The sequence below is a fragment of the Stutzerimonas tarimensis genome, from assembly GCF_042648805.1.
Lineage (GTDB): Bacteria > Pseudomonadota > Gammaproteobacteria > Pseudomonadales > Pseudomonadaceae > Azomonas > Azomonas tarimensis.
Window position 1 is genome coordinate 752,289 of the sequence record NZ_JBHRXZ010000022.1, and the last position, 16,123, is coordinate 768,411.

The following is a 16,123-nucleotide window of genomic DNA, read 5'->3' on the forward strand; positions in this document are numbered from 1 at the left end:
GGTAGATCAGGTGAGCAAGCATTGGTTTCATGCCCGAACGGTATTTCATAAAACAGACACGCCGGGAAAGTTGTTCAAGTCTTACAAGAGTTGTACTGCCTCGTTAGATATCTCGACGCGGTCCGACGACTTGTAGAACTTCGGGTGGGAGCGGCCACTTTGTGCAACGGCTGCAGGCAAGGGCTGTTGCCGGGGGCGATCAGCGCCGGGAAGCCGGTGTTCAATAGTCCGTTTCGGGCAAACTGCGCAGGATGTGGCGGTAGCTATCCATTCGCTGGGGCTGGATCCGCCCCTGGTCGAGGGCTTCAAGCAGGGCACAGCCGGGCTCGCGGTCGTGCTTGCAATCACGGAAGCGGCAGCGTCCGAGCAGGTCGCGAAATTCGATGAAGCCGGCCTCGACGTCATCGCGACTGACATGCCCGAGCCCGAATTCGCGGATCCCAGGGGAGTCGATCAGCTGTCCGCCGCCGGGAAAGTGAAACAGCCTTGCGGTGGTGGTGGTGTGGGTGCCCTTGCCGGTCAGTTCCGACAGCGCGCCGACCCGGGTATCGATGCCCGGCAGCAGGCTGTTGACCAGCGATGACTTGCCCACCCCCGACTGGCCGACGAACACGGCGGTCTTGCCGTCCAGGCGCCGTTGCAACTCGGCCATGCCATCGCCCTGGTGCGCCGAGACCTCCAGCAGTGGGTAGCCAAGGCTGCGGTAGACCTCCAGCAGGGCATTGAGCGCGGTCTCGTTCTGTGCGTCGATCAGGTCCGCCTTGTTCAGCAGGAGCTGCGGCTGGATGCCTGCGTGTTCGGCGGCCACCAGGTAGCGGTCGATGAGGTTGGCATGCGGCTCGGGCAGCGGGGCGAAGACGATGACGATGAGGTCGACGTTGGCCGCCACCGGCTTGAGCTGGCCGCGCGGGTCCGGGCGACAGAGTTCGGTGTGGCGGGGCAACTGCGCGACGATCACGCCGATGCCCTGGTTGCCCGGCCGCCAGACCACTTGGTCGCCGGTCACCAGGGGCGGCAGGTTGGCCCGCAGGTGGCAACGGAACACCTGACCGGCCTGTTCGCCGATCAGGGCTTCGACTTCCACCTGCACGCCGAAGTGGGCGATCACCAGGCCCGTCTGTTCCGGGCCGAGATCACCGCCCTCCAGCTCATCGAGCGCCTTGGATTCGCGTCGTGCCGCACGCGAGGCGCGTTCCTGCTGGATCTTCTCGATGCGCCAGCTTTGCCGGCGGTTGAGCTGGCGTTTGGCCATTTTTGTGTGCTTCGGTCGTGGTGGGAGGCGAGTCTAGCATGCCCGCGACGGGGCTCTGTAAGGCGCTGTGGCTCGGTTACACTGCGGATTTTGCCGGATGATCATGTTGCGCGTTGCGATGACTCGTTATCCCGCCGTGCTGGCGTTGCTGGCCCAGTTGCTGGGCGTCGCGGCCTGTGGCGTCGTGCTGTGGCTGCTGGCGCGTCTGGCCGGGTGGGGCCCGGGCATGCTTGGCGCCGCCTGGCTGCAGGGCGCGATGGCCGCCGCGTTGGGTCAGGCGCTCGGGCTGTCACGCTGGTGGCTGCCGATCAACCTGCTGTTCATGCCGCTGTTGGCTTGCCTGTTCTGGCAGACGATCCCGCCCTGGCTGCCGCTCGGCGGCTTTCTGATCCTGTTGCTGCTCAACTGGAACGCCTTCGCCGAGCGGGTGCCGCTCTACCTCACCGGTCGCGCCACCGAGCAACGGCTGCGCGAGCGCCTGGCCGGGCTGCCGGAGGACTTTCGCTTCATCGATCTGGGCAGCGGTCTGGCGGGCACGCTGGTGCGGTTGTCGCGCGCCTATCCGCAGGCGCACTTCGTCGGGGTCGAAACCGCGCCGCTGACCTTTGCACTCTCCTGGCTGCGCTGCCTCGGCCGGCGCAATTGCCGGGTGCGCTTCGTCAGCCTCTGGCAGGTTCATCTGGGCGGCTACGATGTGGTCTATTGCTTTCTCTCGCCGGCGCCCATGCCGCGGCTGTGGATGCAGGCGCGGGAAGAAATGAGGCCCGGGGCGCTGCTGATCAGCAACAGCTTCGCGGTGCCCGGGGTCGAACCCGAGGAAGTTGTCGAGCTGGACGATTGGCGCCAGTCGCGGCTCTTGCTGTGGCGACCGGCCAACTGACGCCACGGCACGATCGGGCTAGAATGCGCGCCTGAGCCGAGGAGTCGCCATGCAGAATTCACAGAACCTGATCTGGATCGATCTGGAAATGACCGGGCTGGATCCCGATACCGACGTCATCATCGAGATGGCGACCATCATTACCGACAGCGAGCTCAACACCCTGGCCGAAGGACCGGTGATCGCGGTCCACCAGAGCGACGAGATCCTTGCCGGCATGGACGAGTGGAACACCCGTCAGCACGGCGGTTCGGGCCTGACCCAGCGGGTCCGCGAGAGCCGTATCGATGCCGCCGAGGCCGAGGCCATGACCCTGGCGTTCATCCGCCAGTGGGTGCCCGAGCGCAATTCGCCGATCTGTGGCAACAGCATCTGCCAGGATCGTCGCTTCCTCTACCGGCACATGCCACAGCTCGAGGCCTATTTCCACTACCGCAACCTGGACGTCTCGACGTTGAAGGAGCTGGCCGCCCGCTGGGCGCCGACGGTTCGCGACGGCTTCAAGAAGAGTGCGACCCACCTCGCGCTGGACGACATCCGCGACTCGATCGCCGAGCTGCGCCATTATCGCGAGCACTTCATCCGGTTCTGAGGCTGGCCGCTACTTGCCCAGCCGGCGCAGTTCGTCCGACTCCGCCACTCGCGCGCCTTCGCCCTCTTCCAGCGCCAGGCGCCAGAGCGCGCGGGCCAGGGTCGAGGCTTCGATGCCGTGGTACTTGCCTGGCAGCAATTGGGAAAGCGGGGCGACCAGGCGTTCGCCGGGGCGGTTTTCCAGGCGCGGGCCGATCAGTTGCGAGGGCCGGGCCAGGGTCAGTTGGGGCCAGCCCTGGGCCTGCAGCGCCGCTTCGAGCTCGCCCTTCACCTGAAGGTAGAAGAACGAACTCTGCGGGTCCGCGCCCAGCGAACTGATCGCCAGCAGGTGACGAGCGCCCAATGCCCGTGCGCGTTCGGCGAAGGCGACCACCAGGTCGAGATCGATCGCCCGAAAATTCTCCTTGGAGCCTGCCTGTTTGAGGGTGGTGCCGAGGCAGCAGAACGCCGTATCCACCGGATCGTCCAGCTGTGGCAGCAGGGTCCGCAATTCTCCCACCGGGTTGACCAGCCGGGGGTGTTCGGCCAGCGGCCGGCGGGTGGGCGCGTGCAGGCATTCGACCAGGGGTTCGCTGAGGATCCGGTCCAGCAAGTGTTCGCCGGTCAGGCCGGTGGCGCCGGCAAGCAGAATGCGCTTGGCTGTCATGGGGTCTCTCTTTGCTCTGTGTTCAGGATCCTGCGCCAATGCTCGAGCACGAGCGGCGCCTCGGACATCTGGGGCTCGGAGGCTTCGAACGCATCGGCCTCCTCGCGAAGGGCGACTTGCTCGCGGGCCCGTCCGAAGGCCTCGCCGAGGTCTCGGGTTTCCTGCAGGGCCTCGGCGAACAAGGCTCGGCCAAAATAGGTGAAATCGCTGGTTTCCGAACAGCCGAAGGAGGTGCGGTCGGCGCGCGCCGCGGTGATCACCAGGGTTCGCGGGTCGGCCAGTACGGGGATGAACCCCCCCGAGTAGCATGCCGAGACAATGACGATCTTGTTGCGCTCGGCCAGCGGCTCGAGCAGCCAGGCCAGCTCGCCGGCCGGCAGGTCGGCGAGGCTGAGACCGGGCTGGTGCAGGATCAGTTCGTGGTCAGCGGAGCCGTGGCTGGTGAGATAGAGCAGGATCAGGTCTTCCTCGCCGCTGTTCGCCGCCAGCGCCTGGATTGCCCGCGACAGCGACTCGCGCGTCGCCATGGGCCGGTCCTTCAGGTGGTCGCGGTGGTTGACCAGGCTGATCTGGCCGTGGGCGGCAAAGCGTTCGGCGAGCAACTGGCCGACAAAGTCGGCCTCGCGGAGAAACACGCTCTGCCGACCGTCGCCCGCGACGATCAGGCTGTAGAGTTCGGCGGCCGATGTCGAGGGGGGCAGGGCGGCGAGGGTATCGGCAAGCAGTCGGCCCTGTTCGAGCAGGGCCAGGTCCAACGGGTCGGCGAGGGGGCGGCCATCCGGCGCGGCGAGCAGCCGTCCCTGGCGCCAGATGCCGGCGCGGCGGGTGCCATCGGCCAGTACCTGTTCACCTTCGCCGGCGAAGCGGCCATCGCTGAACTGCCCGGTGTAGACGCTGCCGTCGGCCCGCTCGAGCCTGCCCTGGCCCTGGTAACGCCACTGGCGCAGCTCGCCCTGGTAGCGACTGCCATCGGCGGCCAGGTGCTCGCCTGGCCCGTTGGGCTCGCCGGCGGCGAACTGACCGCTCCACTGTTCACCAAAGGCGGTCCGGTAGCGACCCTGCCCGTGGAACTGGCTGGCGGCGAACTCGCCCGCATAGTGGTCGCCGTCGTCGTTTCGGTATTCGCCCAGGCCTTCGAGCTGGCCGGCACGGAAGGTGCCGCTGAAGCGTTCGCCGGGCAATTCGAGCACGCCCTCGCCGTGATAGCGATCGTCTTCGAGGGCGCCGCGGTAGGTCAGGCCTTCCTGCTCGAATACCCCGACGCCGTGCATCCGGCCAAGGCGAAACTCACCCCGATACCGGGCGCCGTCGGCATATTGGTAATGCCCCAGGCCGTGGAACAGGCCATCACGGAACTCGCCCTCGTAGCGATCACCGCTGGCGCCCTGCCAGACCCCGTGGCCGGCGAAGCGGCCGTCATGGAACTGGCCCTCGTAGAAGCCCCCGCTGGGGTAGCTGATGCGGCCCTGACCATGCGGACGCCCCTCGGCCTGCTCGCCGCGGAAGTGCCCCCCATCGGGCAGGACCGCGTCAGGGGTGGTGGCCGGGCCGCTGTTGTCACAGGCGGTGAGCAGCAAGAGCGCGAAAACGGGCAGCAAGCGCATACGACGGGGTCCTGGGCTGGGGGGTACAGTATGCCGCATCGCACAGGCATCGGCCGGGCTGCGCGGGCTGGTTTATAATCGGTACTTTGCCGGAGGCTCCCCATGCTGTTGCGCGGTCTGACCTGGCTGGTAATGTTCCAGCTGCTGGGCACGGCGATCAGCGTCCTGCTGGTGCCGATGCTGCCGGGGCCGATTGTGGGCCTGGTGCTGCTGTTCGTGTTTCTCTTCTGTCGGGGTCGGGTTGGCGAGCCGCTGGATGAAGCGGCGCGTTCGCTGCTTCGCTACCTGCCGCTGCTGCTGGTGCCGCCTGCGGTGGGCGTGATGGCCTATACCCATGAGATTCTCCAGCAATTCTGGCCCCTGGTCGGCGCGCTGGTGCTGTCGCTGCTGTTGTCGCTGGTGCTGAGCGCCTGGCTGATGCAGTTCCTGATCCGCCGCCAGGCGCGGCGCGGGGGTGATACATGAGTCTGGACTGGCAGGCGGCGCTGCAATCGATTCCGGAGCATCCCTTGTTTGCGCTGGGCATCACCATGGCCGCGTTCCAGCTGGCGATGGCCGCCTATCAGCGCACCCGGTGGATTTTCCTGCAGCCGGTGCTCGGTTCGATGCTGCTGGTGATCGGGGTGCTGCTGGTCAGTGGGGTGTCCTATGCCCAGTACCGCGAGGGGGCCTGGCTGCTGAGCGTGCTGCTCGGGCCGGCCACGGTGGCCCTGGCGGTGCCCTTGTACCTCAACATGAAGCGGATTCGCCGGCTGTTTGGTCCGATCATGCTGACCCTGCTCATCGTCGGGCCGGTCACCACGGCGCTCGGTGTCGCCCTGGCCTGGGCGTTCGGCGCCAGCGAGCTGATGCTGGCGACCCTGGCACCCAAATCGGTGACCTCGCCCATCGCCATGCTGGTGGCCGAGCAGATTGGCGGTGTCGCCGCGCTGGCGGCGGTCTTCGTGTTGGTCACCGGGGTGCTGGGGGGCATGTTCGGACCGGCACTTATGAACTGGATGGGCGTCGAACATCCTGCCGCCCGCGGCATCACGCTGGGCCTCACGGCACATGCCGTGGGCACGGCCCAGGCACTGCAGGAAAGCGATGAATGCGGGGCCTTCGCCGCCGTGGCGATGAGCCTGATGGGCGTGATGACAGCGGTGCTGCTCCCCCTGGCGGTGTCCTTGACAGGCTGACTGGAGGCTCGATGAATCTGCCGTTGTTTCCGCTCAATACCCTGCTCTATCCCGGCTGCATGCTTGATCTGCAGATCTTCGAGCCGCGCTACCTGGACATGGTGGCGCGCTGCATGAAAGCGGGTGAAGGCTTCGGGGTGGTGCGCATCGTAGAGGGGCTCGAGGTCGGGCCGGCGGCCAGCGCCTTCGCCGCGATCGGCTGCGAAGCCCTGATCCGCGACTGGGAACAGCGGCCGAACGGGTTGCTGGGGATTCGCGTGGAAGGTGGGCGCCGCTTCAGTGTAATGGAGTCGGGGGTGCAGCCGGACCAGCTGACCCTGGCCGAGGTGGACTGGCTGCCGGAGCCGGAGAACCCGTCGCTGGGCGAAGACTACCCGGACCTGGTCGCGCTGCTCGAGGCGCTGGGCGAACACCCGATGGTCGAGGCGCTGGGCATGCGCGGCGCCGCCAGCGGCCTGAGTGACCTGGCCTATCGCCTGGCCTACCTGTTGCCCTTCAAGCCGGAGCAGAAACTGCTTCTGCTGCAAACCGACCTGGCCGAAGCGCGTCTCGCGCTGATCCAGGAACTGCTCGAGCAGATGCAGGATGGCGCCCCCGTCGACTGAAGCTCAGCGGTAACGGTAGAGTTCGCCGCCGGCGGGGAGCGCCCAGATCGCATAGGCCACCAGCAGGCCCAGGCACAGCGGCAGGATGGACAGCCAGGGCCGCGCCCTCAGCGGCTGCAACGGGCGGCGCCACTGCGTCAGCGCCAGGCAGGCCGCGCAGCAGCTCGCCGCGAGCAGGGCGCCAGCGATCACATCGGTGGGCCAGTGCACGCCGAGAAACACCCGCGAAGCGGCGATCAGGCTGGCTGGCAGGCAGGTGATCAGCATCCAGGTCATGCGCATGCGCACCAGCTGGCCACGTCCGGCCAAGACCCCCAGCACCAGGAAAAAAGCGAACGAGGCCGAGGTGTGGCCGCTGGGAAAGCTGTAGCTGGTCAGGGGTTCCAGCAACACGTCTGGGCGGGTCCGGGCGAAAGTCTGTTTCAGCGCGGTGACTGCCACGGCGGTCGAGGTCAGCGCCAGTCCGGCGAACAGCGCCTGCCGCCACTGACGCCAGGCCAGCAGTACCAGGCACAGCAGCGCTCCGGCAGCGGCCTGGATGTCGCGGTCGCCGAGGCGGGTGAGAAAGATCATGGTCTGGTCCCAGCCTGAGTTGCGCTCCTGCTGGATCACCTGCATCAGACCCTGGTCGAATTCCACCATCCGTGGCCAGCCCAGGAACAGGCTGAGCAGACCCAGCGCGCAGAGCCCGGCGACCAGCGGGCTGGTCAGGCGCAGGCCGCGCAGGCTGGCGTAGAAGCTGCCGCCCACCAGCACCGCAAGCGAGCCGGCGACCACTGCGGCTTCCGGCCAGAAACCCTCCGGCAGCGGCAGGCGCAGGGCGGCGCCGGTGGTCCAGCCGGGCAGTAGATAGGCCAGCGTCCAGCCGGCCGAGGCCAGTAGCGACACCAGCAGAAAACGCGGGAACGGCATGTCGAGCATGCCGGCGGTCATCGGCAGCATGGGCCGCAGGGGGCCGATGAAGCGGCCCACCAGCAGGCTCGCCACCCCGTAGCGGCGAAAATACAGCTCGGCCCGCAGCAGCCACTCGGGGTGGTCGCGCAGGCCCTTGAGGCGGCGAATGTTCTGGTGGTAGCGGCGGCCCAGGGCATAGGACACCAGGTCACCAGCCAGTCCGCCGAGATAGGCCAGCATCAGTGTCTCTCCGAGGCTGAGCACGCCACTGCCGGCAAGCACCGCCAGGGCCAGCACGATCAGGGTACCCGGCACCAGCAGGCCGACGACGGCCAGGCACTCGGCGAAACAGGCCAGCAGCAGGGCGACGCCCAGGTATTGGGGGTTGTTGTTCAACCAGGCGGTAATGGCGGCTAGCCAGTCGGTCATCAGGGGTCCTTACGGCCGTTCGGGGGGCTACAGGAGAGTCTAGGCGGGGTCGGCGGGGATTATCGTGCCGGCGTTGATATGGATTGTCGGCGCCCACGCTGGGCTTGCAGCTTTTGATCCTTCCGCCGGGCGCTATAGTTCCGTTGACAACTGTGCGCCGATGCCGGGACTGCTATAATCATCCGCTTTTCCCAATGCAGGGTCGCTAACCGATGACCGAGTCCGTGCTTGACTACATGGCCCGCCTGGGCCAGGCCGCGCGCGAAGCTTCGCGGGTGCTCGCTCGCGCCAGCTCCGCGCAGAAGAACCGCGCCCTGCAGGCCGCTGCCGCCGCGCTCGATGCGGCCCGTGACGAACTGGTCATGGCCAACGAGCTGGACCTTGCTGGCGGCCGCGCCAACGGCCTCGACGAGGCCATGCTCGACCGTCTGGCACTGACTCCGGCGCGCATCGACGAGATGATCGAGGGCCTGCGCCAGGTCGCCGCGCTGCCCGACCCCATCGGCGCCATCCGCGACATGCGCTACATGCCCTCGGGCATCCAGGTGGGCAAGATGCGCGTGCCGCTGGGGGTGATCGGCATCATCTACGAGTCGCGGCCGAATGTGACCATCGATGCCGCCAGCCTGTGCCTGAAGTCCGGCAACGCCACCATCCTGCGCGGCGGCTCCGAGGCAATCCACTCCAACAAGGCCATCGCCGAGTGCATCGCCCGCGGCCTGGCCGAGGCCGGTCTGCCGGCCGCTGCGGTGCAGGTGGTGCAGACCACCGACCGAGCCGCCGTCGGCGCGCTGATCAGCATGCCCGAATTCGTCGACGTGATCGTCCCGCGGGGCGGCAAGAGCCTGATCGAGCGCATCAGCCGCGACGCGAAGGTACCGGTGATCAAGCACCTGGACGGCATCTGCCACGTCTATGTCGACAGCGCTGCCGACGTGGACAAGGCCATTCGCGTGGCCGACAACGCCAAGACCCAGCGCTTCGCTCCCTGCAACACCATGGAAACCCTGTTGGTGCACGAGGCCAGGGCGGCGGCCGTGCTGCCGCCGCTGGCGGCCATCTACCGCGACAAGGGCGTGGAGTTGCGCGGCTGCCCGGCTACCCGCGAACTGCTGGGCGAGGGCGTGCTGGTGGCCAGCGAGGAGGACTGGGCCACCGAGTACAACGCGCCGATCCTGTCGATCCGCCTGGTGGCGTCGCTGGACGAGGCCATCGCCCACATCAACCGCTACGGCTCCGGGCACACCGACAGCATCGTCACCGAGAACTTCACCGATGCCCGACGCTTTCTCACCGAGGTCGATTCGGCCTCGGTGATGGTCAACGCCTCGACCCGCTTCGCCGATGGCTTCGAGTATGGGCTGGGGGCCGAGATCGGCATCTCCACCGACAAGCTGCATGCCCGTGGTCCGGTCGGGCTTGAAGGATTGACCAGCGAGAAGTATGTAGTCTTCGGCGACGGCCACGTGCGTACCTGATGACCCGCCCCCTGCGTATCGGCATGCTCGGCGGCACCTTCGATCCGGTCCATATCGGTCATCTGCGCGCGGCGCTGGAGGTGGCCGAGGTGATGGGGCTGGACGAGCTGCGCTTGATTCCCAGTGCGCGACCGCCGCACCGGGAAACGCCCAACAGTTCGGCCGAGCACCGCCTGGCGATGGTGCGCTGCGCAGTCGGTGACCTGGCGCCGCTGAGCGTGGACGCACGCGAGCTGGCGCGGGACAAACCTTCCTACAGCCTCGACACCCTCCAATCGCTGCGTAGCGAGCTCGGGGCCGAGGCGCAACTGTTCATGCTGCTGGGCTGGGACGCCTTCTGTGGGCTGCCCGGCTGGCACCGCTGGACCGAGCTACTGGACCATTGCCATATCCTGGTGCTGCAGCGGCCGGACGCCGACAGCGAAGCACCGGAGACATTGCGCGACCTGCTGGCGGCGCGCAGTGAAGCCGATCCCATGGCCCTCAGCGGGCCGGGCGGGCAGATTGCCTTCATCTGGCAGTCACCGCTGGCGGTTTCGGCCACCCAGATCCGCCAACTGCTGGCCGCAGGGCGCTCGGTGCGTTTCCTGGTGCCGGATGCCGTTTTGGCCTATATCAATGCGCACGGACTTTACCGGGCGACAGACTGAGGTTAGTAGACACACATGCAAAACGAAGTACTGGTTCAGGTCGCGACCGACGCCCTGGAAGAGCTCAAGGGACAGGACATCACCACCATCGATGTCCGCGGCAAGACCAGCGTCACCGATTTCATGGTGATCGCCAGCGGCTCCTCCAGCCGTCACGTCAAGTCGCTCGCCCAGAATGTCCTGGAAAAGACCAAGGAGCAGGGCGTTCGGCCCATCGGCAGCGAAGGGCTCGACGGGGGCGAGTGGGCGCTGCTCGACCTGGGCGACGTGGTGGTCCATGTGATGCAGGTGGCGACCCGCCAGTTCTACGACCTCGAACGTCTCTGGCAGGGCGCCGAGCAGAGCCGCGCGCAGCACGAGCCGGGTTCGGGCGTGGAGTAGGGCGTGCGACTCAAGCTTGTCGCGGTCGGCTCGCGGATGCCGCGCTGGGTCGAGGATGGCTGGCAGGAGTACGTCAAGCGCCTGCCGCCGGAGCTGCCCCTGGAACTGGTGGAAATCCCGTTACAAACTCGTGGCAAGAATGCCGACGTAACACGCTTGATTCGCCAGGAAGGCGAGGCCATGCTGGCGCGCGTCCAGCCTGGCGAAAGGATCGTCACGCTCGAGGTCCAAGGACGCCCGTGGAGCACCGAGCAGCTGGCCACCGAACTGGAGCGCTGGCGGCTCGACGCACGCACGGTGAATCTGATGGTGGGCGGCCCGGAGGGCCTGGCGCCGGAAGTGTGCGCACGCAGTGAGCAACGCTGGTCGCTGTCGCCCTTGACCTTGCCGCATCCGCTGGTGCGCATTCTCATCGGTGAGCAGATCTACCGGGCCTGGACGGTGCTTTCGGGTCATCCTTATCACAAGTAGTACCGCTCGATGCCGCAGCCCATTCCGCTGAAAGATCACGAGAAAGACGCCCGTCAAGTGCGTCTGCGGGTGATCGTGGGCGGCGTGCTGGTCCTGCTGCTGATCGGCCTGCTGGTGGCGCGTCTCTACTACCTGCAGGTGGTGCAGTACGAGTACCACTCGACGCTGTCGGAGAACAATCGCGTCCATGTGCAGCCGATCCCGCCTACGCGAGGGCTGATCTACGACCGCAAGGGGCGCATCCTGGCCGACAACCGGCCGAGTTTCAGCCTTACCGTGACCCGTGAACGCGCCGGGGACTGGCGCGCGGTGCTCGATGCCCTGGTGGAAGTGCTGGCGCTGCCGCCGGAGGATCGCCAGCAGTTCGAAAGGCGGGTGCTGCAGGGCCGCCGTCCCTTCGAGCCGGTGCCCATCCTGTTCGAATTGAATGAAGAGCAGATCGCCCAGGTGGCGGTCAACCAGTTCCGCCTGCCCGGCGTGGAAGTGGCCGCGCAGCTGGTGCGTCACTATCCCCACGCCGAGCACTTCGCCCATTCGGTGGGCTATGTCGGGCGAATCAACGAGCAGGAGCTCAGGACCATCGATCCGGTGGACTACGCTGGCACCCACCACATCGGCAAGACCGGCATCGAGAAATTCTACGAAGACGCGCTGCACGGCAAGGTCGGCTACGAAGAGGTGGAAACCAACGCCCGTGGCCGGGTGCTTCGGGTGCTCAAGCGCACCGACCCGGTGCCGGGCCAGGACCTGGTGCTGAGCCTCGACCTGGACCTGCAGGATGCCGCCGAGCGCGCGCTGGACGGACGTCGTGGCGCCGTGGTGGCGCTGCAGCCTGCGACCGGCGAATTGCTGGCGATGGTCAGCCAGCCCAGTTTCGACCCGAACCTGTTCGTCACCGGCATCGGCTTCAAGGCCTACGCCGACCTGCGCGACTCCATCGACCGCCCGCTGTACAACCGTGTCCTTCGCGGCCTCTACCCGCCTGGCTCGACCATCAAGCCCATGATGGCTGTGGCCGGACTCGAATCCGGGGTGATCAGTCCAGCCAGTCGGGTATATGACCCGGGCTTCTATCAGTTGCCCAACGTGCAGCACAAGTACCGCAACTGGAACCGCAGCGGCGACGGTTGGGTGGACATGGAGATGGCGATCTACCGTTCCAATGACACCTTCTTCTACGACATGGCCCACAAGATGGGTATCGACCGCATGCACGAGTACATGACGCAGTTCGGTCTCGGCCGCCGCGTGGCGATCGACCTGAACGAGGAGTCGGCCGGGCTGATGCCGTCGCGGCAGTGGAAGCGCGCCCGCTTCAACCAGCCCTGGTACCCGGGGGAGACGGTGATTCTCGGCATCGGCCAGGGCTACATGCAGACCACCCCGCTGCAACTGGCCCAGGCCACTGCCCTGATGGCCACGCGCGGCAAGTGGATCCGCCCGCACCTGGCCCAGCGCATCGGCGACAATCCGCGTGACGACCACGAGCCCTTCGAGGACATCGAGCTGCGCGATCCGCGCTTCTGGGACTATGCCCAGCAAGGCATGGAATCGGTTCTGCACCACCCTCGTGGCACCGCCAAGAAGGTGGGTGACACCTCGGTCTACCGTATCGCCGGCAAGAGCGGTACGGCGCAGGTGGTGGGCATCAAGCAGGGCGAGAAGTACGACAGCGGCCGGCTCAACGAGCGGCATCGCGATCACGCCCTGTTCGTCGGTTTCGCGCCGGCGGAAAACCCGCAGATCGTGGTGGCGGTGATGGTGGAGAACGGCGAGTCCGGCTCGGGCGTCGCCGCCCCGGTGGTGAAGAAGGTCATGGATGCCTGGCTGCTCGACGAAAGCGGCCAGCTCAGGGCCGAGTACGCCACGCCCGGGGCCGCTACCGAGGTGTCCCAGCGATGACCGCGACCTTCGATCGGACCTTGTCCGACCAGGATGTCTTCCGTCGCCGGATCAGTTTCCTGCAGCGGATCCACGTCGACGGGCAGACCCTGTTGCTGTTGCTGATGCTCTGCTCGGTGGGACTCACCGTGCTCTACTCGGCCAGCGGCAAGGACTGGCACATGGTCACCCGCCAGGGCATTTCCTTTGGCATCGGCTTCGTCGTCATGCTGGTCATCGCCCAGCTGGAGCCGCGTTTCATGGCGCGCTGGGTCCCGGTGGCCTACCTGGGTGGCGTCGCCCTGCTGGTCGTGGTGGAGGTGGCCGGACACAACGCCATGGGCGCCACGCGCTGGATCAACATTCCCGGGGTGATCCGCTTCCAGCCCTCGGAGATCATGAAGCTGGTGATGCCGGCCACCATCGCCTGGTACCTGTCCCGGCGCAGCCTGCCGCCCGGGCTCATGCACACGCTGGCGGCGCTGGGTCTGATCGCGCTGCCGTTCATGCTGATCGTGCGCCAGCCGGATCTCGGCACCTCGCTGCTGGTGCTGGCGTCGGGCGCCTTCGTGCTGTTCATCGGCGGGCTGCGCTGGCGCTGGATCCTGGGTGCGGTGGCGGCGGTAGTGCCGATCGCGGTCGCGATGTGGTATTTCGTGCTGCTGCAGTACCAGAAGCAGCGGGTCCTGACCTTTCTCGACCCGGAGAGCGATCCGCTCGGAACGGGCTGGAACATCATCCAGTCCAAGGCCGCCATCGGTTCGGGTGGCGTGTTCGGCAAGGGCTGGCTGCAGGGCACCCAGTCCCACCTGGATTTTTTGCCCGAAAGCCACACGGACTTTATCATTGCCGTTCTGGCCGAAGAGTTCGGCCTGGTCGGCGTCTGCCTGCTGCTGCTGCTCTATGGACTGCTCATTGCCCGCGGCCTGACCATCACCGCGCAGGCACAGACATTGTTCGGCAAGTTGCTTGCCGGCGGCGTGGTGCTGACATTCTTCGTCTACGTATTCGTCAACATCGGCATGGTCAGCGGCCTTTTGCCGGTGGTAGGAGTGCCCCTGCCTTTCATGAGTTATGGCGGCACGTCGCTGGTGACCCTGATGTCAGGGTTCGGGGTTTTGATGTCGATCCACACCCATCGCAAGTGGATCACGCAGGTTTGAGATGACTGCCTTGAATGGATCTGGACGTAACTGGATGAAACGGGTTCTGCACGGATTGGGTCTTGCCGGCATGCTCGCGGGCGCGCAGCCGGCGCTGGCTGCTTACGAGGGTCCGGTGGTCGATGCCTTCGTCGAGGAAATGACGCTCGAATACGGCTTTGCCGGCGAGCAGCTCAAGGCACTGTTCCGCGAGGCCGAGCGCAAGCAGGGCATCCTCGATGCCATTTCACGGCCGGCCGAGCGGGTTCGGCCGTGGAGCGAGTACCGGCCGATCTTCATCACGGATTCGCGAGTCGCCCAGGGGGTGGACTTCTGGCGCCAGTACGAGGAGGCACTCGAGCGCGCCGACCGCGAATACGGTGTGCCCCCGGAGGTGATCGTGGCGATCATTGGCGTGGAAACCTTCTACGGGCGCAACACCGGTAGCCATCGGGTGATCGATGCGCTCTCCACGCTCGGCTTCGACTATCCGCCGCGGCAGCCGTTTTTCCGCCAGCAACTCAAGGAGTTCCTGTTGCTGACCCGCGAACAGCAGGTCGACCCACTCAGCCTCAAGGGCTCCTATGCCGGTGCCATGGGGCTGCCGCAGTTCATGCCGGGGAGCTTTCGCGCCTACGCGGTGGATTTCGACGGCGACGGCCGTATCGACATCTGGACCAACCCGGTGGATGCCATCGGCAGTGTCGCCAGCTACTTCAAGCAGCATGGCTGGCGGAGCGGCGAAGGCGTGGTGACCCCCGCCCAGGTCTCTGGCCCGCGCGCCGAGGAAGGCCTGACCGAAGGTCTCGAATCGGTAAAGAACGCCGCCGAGCTGCGCGAACTGGGCTGGGCGCCCGAGGCGCCCCTGGCCGACGACACCCGCGTCACGGCGTTCCGCCTCGCCGGCGCCGAAGGCGACGAGTACTGGGTCGGGCTGCCCAACTTCTACGTCATCACGCGCTACAACCGCAGCGTTATGTACGCCATGGCGGTGCAACAGTTGGCAGAGAAGCTGGCCATCGCGCGGGGGCAGCCATGATCGCTCGCCATGCCGCGCTGCTGACACTCTGCGGCGCCCTGGTGCTGCTCGCCGGTTGCGCCGGCAAGCGTGCGCCCGAGGCCCCGGCGGCAACCGGTGCTGCCGCGGTCAAACCCTATCCGCGTCCCAACCAGGACGGCGCACCCTGGTGGGATGTCGACGTCTCGCAGATTCCCGACGCCGTGCCCACCCCGCACTACGGGCCGTACAAGGCCAGCCCCTACCGGGTGCTTGGCAAGGATTACTACCCGATCCCGGATGCTCGCGGCTACAGCTCCGTGGGCACCGCGTCCTGGTACGGCACCAAGTTCCATGGTCAGGCCACCGCCAACGGCGAGGAGTACGACCTCTACGGCATGACCGCGGCACACAAGACCCTGCCGCTGCCAAGCTACGTAAGGGTCACCAACCTCGAGAACAACAAGGTGGTGATCCTGCGGGTGAACGACCGGGGTCCTTTCTACTCCGACCGCATCATCGACCTGTCCTTTGCTGCCGCCAAGAAACTCGACTTCGCCGAACGCGGCGTGGCGCGGGTCAAAGTGGAAGCCATCGATCCCGAGCGCTGGTGGGCCGACCAGGGACGACCGGTGCCCAAGGTCATGGCGCAACCCAGGCAGGTGGCAGCCGGCCAGCCAGCCAGTGTCACCCCGCAGGAATACACGCCACCAGCCCAGCAGCATGCCGGCGCGGTGGTGCCGGCGCAGGTGTCAGGCAGCGGCCCGCTGGGCGCCGCCCAGGGCGTGTTCCTGCAGGTGGGCGCCTTCGCCAACCCCGATGCCGCCGAACTGCTCAAGGACAAGCTGGGCGGCGTCGTCGATGCGCCGGTCTTCATCAGTTCTGTGGTTCACAACCAGCAGGTCCTGCACCGGGTACGCCTGGGTCCGATCAAGTCGGCGGCCGAAGCCTCGCGTCTCGAGGACAGCCTCCGGCTCGCCCAATTGGGTAACCCGCGCCGTGTAATGCCCGATTAGTCCATTGCCACTCTAGTCCCGGAAAACG

The 16,123-nt window shown here is 66.7% G+C and carries 17 protein-coding genes; 13 read left to right on the forward strand and 4 right to left on the reverse strand.

The window, feature by feature from the left end:
- Positions 1-220: 220 nt before the first annotated feature.
- The gene (rsgA, locus tag ACFOMF_RS12610) at positions 221-1,252 is read right to left on the reverse strand and encodes a small ribosomal subunit biogenesis GTPase RsgA (protein ID WP_386365323.1); all 1,032 of its coding nucleotides are present in this window, start codon (positions 1,250-1,252) and stop codon (positions 221-223) included.
- Positions 1,253-1,355: 103 nt separating this feature from the next.
- On the opposite strand from rsgA, the gene ACFOMF_RS12615 reads away from it, so the two are divergent.
- The gene (locus ACFOMF_RS12615) at positions 1,356-2,132 is read left to right on the forward strand and encodes a class I SAM-dependent methyltransferase (protein WP_386365835.1); all 777 of its coding nucleotides are present in this window, start codon (positions 1,356-1,358) and stop codon (positions 2,130-2,132) included.
- A gap of 49 nt (positions 2,133-2,181) precedes the next feature.
- On the forward strand, positions 2,182-2,724 hold the full coding sequence (gene orn / locus ACFOMF_RS12620) for an oligoribonuclease (RefSeq protein WP_386365325.1): 543 nt from the start codon (positions 2,182-2,184) through the stop codon (positions 2,722-2,724).
- Between the two features lie 9 nt (positions 2,725-2,733).
- Here orn and ACFOMF_RS12625 read toward each other — a convergent pair whose 3' ends face one another.
- Complete coding sequence (locus ACFOMF_RS12625) at positions 2,734-3,369, reverse strand: oxidoreductase (RefSeq protein WP_386365327.1); 636 nt, start codon at positions 3,367-3,369, stop codon at positions 2,734-2,736.
- A complete protein-coding gene (locus tag ACFOMF_RS12630) occupies positions 3,366-4,973 on the reverse strand; it encodes a C13 family peptidase (RefSeq protein ID WP_386365329.1) in 1,608 nt (535 codons plus the stop codon). The genes ACFOMF_RS12625 and ACFOMF_RS12630 overlap by 4 nt, the downstream gene beginning before the upstream one ends.
- 102 nt (positions 4,974-5,075) lie before the next feature.
- Between ACFOMF_RS12630 and ACFOMF_RS12635 the strand changes: the two genes are divergently transcribed.
- Genes ACFOMF_RS12635 through ACFOMF_RS12645 form a run of 3 tightly spaced genes read left to right on the forward strand, consistent with a single transcriptional unit; the run spans position 5,076 to position 6,756 of the window.
- Positions 5,076-5,438: a CidA/LrgA family protein gene (locus ACFOMF_RS12635; RefSeq protein WP_386365332.1), complete on the forward strand. Its 363-nt coding sequence runs from the start codon at positions 5,076-5,078 to the stop codon at positions 5,436-5,438.
- On the forward strand, positions 5,435-6,151 hold the full coding sequence (locus ACFOMF_RS12640; RefSeq protein WP_386365334.1) for an LrgB family protein: 717 nt from the start codon (positions 5,435-5,437) through the stop codon (positions 6,149-6,151). The genes ACFOMF_RS12635 and ACFOMF_RS12640 overlap by 4 nt, the downstream gene beginning before the upstream one ends.
- Positions 6,152-6,162: 11 nt before the next feature.
- A complete protein-coding gene (locus ACFOMF_RS12645) occupies positions 6,163-6,756 on the forward strand; it encodes an LON peptidase substrate-binding domain-containing protein (RefSeq protein WP_386365337.1) in 594 nt (197 codons plus the stop codon).
- Positions 6,757-6,759: 3 nt separating this feature from the next.
- Here ACFOMF_RS12645 and ACFOMF_RS12650 read toward each other — a convergent pair whose 3' ends face one another.
- Positions 6,760-8,079, reverse strand: a complete 1,320-nt coding sequence (locus ACFOMF_RS12650) for a bifunctional DedA family/phosphatase PAP2 family protein (RefSeq protein ID WP_386365339.1) — start codon at positions 8,077-8,079, stop codon at positions 6,760-6,762.
- A gap of 212 nt (positions 8,080-8,291) precedes the next feature.
- On the opposite strand from ACFOMF_RS12650, the gene ACFOMF_RS12655 reads away from it, so the two are divergent.
- The 8 genes from ACFOMF_RS12655 to ACFOMF_RS12690 are packed head-to-tail and all read left to right on the forward strand — an operon-like array spanning position 8,292 to position 16,095.
- Positions 8,292-9,557, forward strand: a complete 1,266-nt coding sequence (locus ACFOMF_RS12655) for a glutamate-5-semialdehyde dehydrogenase (RefSeq protein ID WP_386365341.1) — start codon at positions 8,292-8,294, stop codon at positions 9,555-9,557.
- Positions 9,557-10,207 (forward strand): nicotinate-nucleotide adenylyltransferase, encoded by a 651-nt coding sequence (gene nadD, locus ACFOMF_RS12660; RefSeq protein WP_386365343.1) that lies wholly within the window; start codon positions 9,557-9,559, stop codon positions 10,205-10,207. Before ACFOMF_RS12655 ends, nadD begins: the two co-directional genes overlap by 1 nt.
- A gap of 15 nt (positions 10,208-10,222) precedes the next feature.
- Positions 10,223-10,588 (forward strand): ribosome silencing factor, encoded by a 366-nt coding sequence (rsfS, locus tag ACFOMF_RS12665; protein WP_386365345.1) that lies wholly within the window; start codon positions 10,223-10,225, stop codon positions 10,586-10,588.
- A 3-nt stretch (positions 10,589-10,591) separates the two neighbouring features.
- On the forward strand, positions 10,592-11,059 hold the full coding sequence (gene rlmH / locus ACFOMF_RS12670) for a 23S rRNA (pseudouridine(1915)-N(3))-methyltransferase RlmH (protein ID WP_386365346.1): 468 nt from the start codon (positions 10,592-10,594) through the stop codon (positions 11,057-11,059).
- Between the two features lie 9 nt (positions 11,060-11,068).
- Complete coding sequence (mrdA, locus tag ACFOMF_RS12675; RefSeq protein WP_386365348.1) at positions 11,069-12,961, forward strand: penicillin-binding protein 2; 1,893 nt, start codon at positions 11,069-11,071, stop codon at positions 12,959-12,961.
- Complete coding sequence (gene rodA, locus ACFOMF_RS12680) at positions 12,958-14,103, forward strand: rod shape-determining protein RodA (RefSeq protein WP_386365350.1); 1,146 nt, start codon at positions 12,958-12,960, stop codon at positions 14,101-14,103. The genes mrdA and rodA overlap by 4 nt, the downstream gene beginning before the upstream one ends.
- Positions 14,104-14,137: 34 nt before the next feature.
- On the forward strand, positions 14,138-15,121 hold the full coding sequence (gene mltB, locus ACFOMF_RS12685; protein WP_386365352.1) for a lytic murein transglycosylase B: 984 nt from the start codon (positions 14,138-14,140) through the stop codon (positions 15,119-15,121).
- Entirely contained in the window at positions 15,118-16,095 is a 978-nt protein-coding gene (locus tag ACFOMF_RS12690) for a septal ring lytic transglycosylase RlpA family protein (RefSeq protein ID WP_386365354.1), read from the forward strand. Before mltB ends, ACFOMF_RS12690 begins: the two co-directional genes overlap by 4 nt.
- The last annotated feature ends 28 nt before the right edge of the window (positions 16,096-16,123 follow it).

Excerpts from the sequence above, each read along its gene's own strand:
- rsgA (WP_386365323.1), bottom strand. The coding sequence starts at position 1,252 with ATGGCCAAACGCCAGCTCAACCGCCGGCAAAGCTGGCGCATCGAGAAG.
- ACFOMF_RS12615 (WP_386365835.1), top strand. The coding sequence starts at position 1,356 with ATGTTGCGCGTTGCGATGACTCGTTATCCCGCCGTGCTGGCGTTGCTG.
- orn (WP_386365325.1), top strand. The coding sequence starts at position 2,182 with ATGCAGAATTCACAGAACCTGATCTGGATCGATCTGGAAATGACCGGG.
- ACFOMF_RS12625 (WP_386365327.1), bottom strand. The coding sequence starts at position 3,369 with ATGACAGCCAAGCGCATTCTGCTTGCCGGCGCCACCGGCCTGACCGGC.
- ACFOMF_RS12630 (WP_386365329.1), bottom strand. The coding sequence starts at position 4,973 with ATGCGCTTGCTGCCCGTTTTCGCGCTCTTGCTGCTCACCGCCTGTGAC.
- ACFOMF_RS12635 (WP_386365332.1), top strand. The coding sequence starts at position 5,076 with ATGCTGTTGCGCGGTCTGACCTGGCTGGTAATGTTCCAGCTGCTGGGC.
- ACFOMF_RS12640 (WP_386365334.1), top strand. The coding sequence starts at position 5,435 with ATGAGTCTGGACTGGCAGGCGGCGCTGCAATCGATTCCGGAGCATCCC.
- ACFOMF_RS12645 (WP_386365337.1), top strand. The coding sequence starts at position 6,163 with ATGAATCTGCCGTTGTTTCCGCTCAATACCCTGCTCTATCCCGGCTGC.
- ACFOMF_RS12650 (WP_386365339.1), bottom strand. The coding sequence starts at position 8,079 with ATGACCGACTGGCTAGCCGCCATTACCGCCTGGTTGAACAACAACCCC.
- ACFOMF_RS12655 (WP_386365341.1), top strand. The coding sequence starts at position 8,292 with ATGACCGAGTCCGTGCTTGACTACATGGCCCGCCTGGGCCAGGCCGCG.
- nadD (WP_386365343.1), top strand. The coding sequence starts at position 9,557 with ATGACCCGCCCCCTGCGTATCGGCATGCTCGGCGGCACCTTCGATCCG.
- rsfS (WP_386365345.1), top strand. The coding sequence starts at position 10,223 with ATGCAAAACGAAGTACTGGTTCAGGTCGCGACCGACGCCCTGGAAGAG.
- mrdA (WP_386365348.1), top strand. The coding sequence starts at position 11,069 with ATGCCGCAGCCCATTCCGCTGAAAGATCACGAGAAAGACGCCCGTCAA.
- rodA (WP_386365350.1), top strand. The coding sequence starts at position 12,958 with ATGACCGCGACCTTCGATCGGACCTTGTCCGACCAGGATGTCTTCCGT.
- mltB (WP_386365352.1), top strand. The coding sequence starts at position 14,138 with ATGAAACGGGTTCTGCACGGATTGGGTCTTGCCGGCATGCTCGCGGGC.
- ACFOMF_RS12690 (WP_386365354.1), top strand. The coding sequence starts at position 15,118 with ATGATCGCTCGCCATGCCGCGCTGCTGACACTCTGCGGCGCCCTGGTG.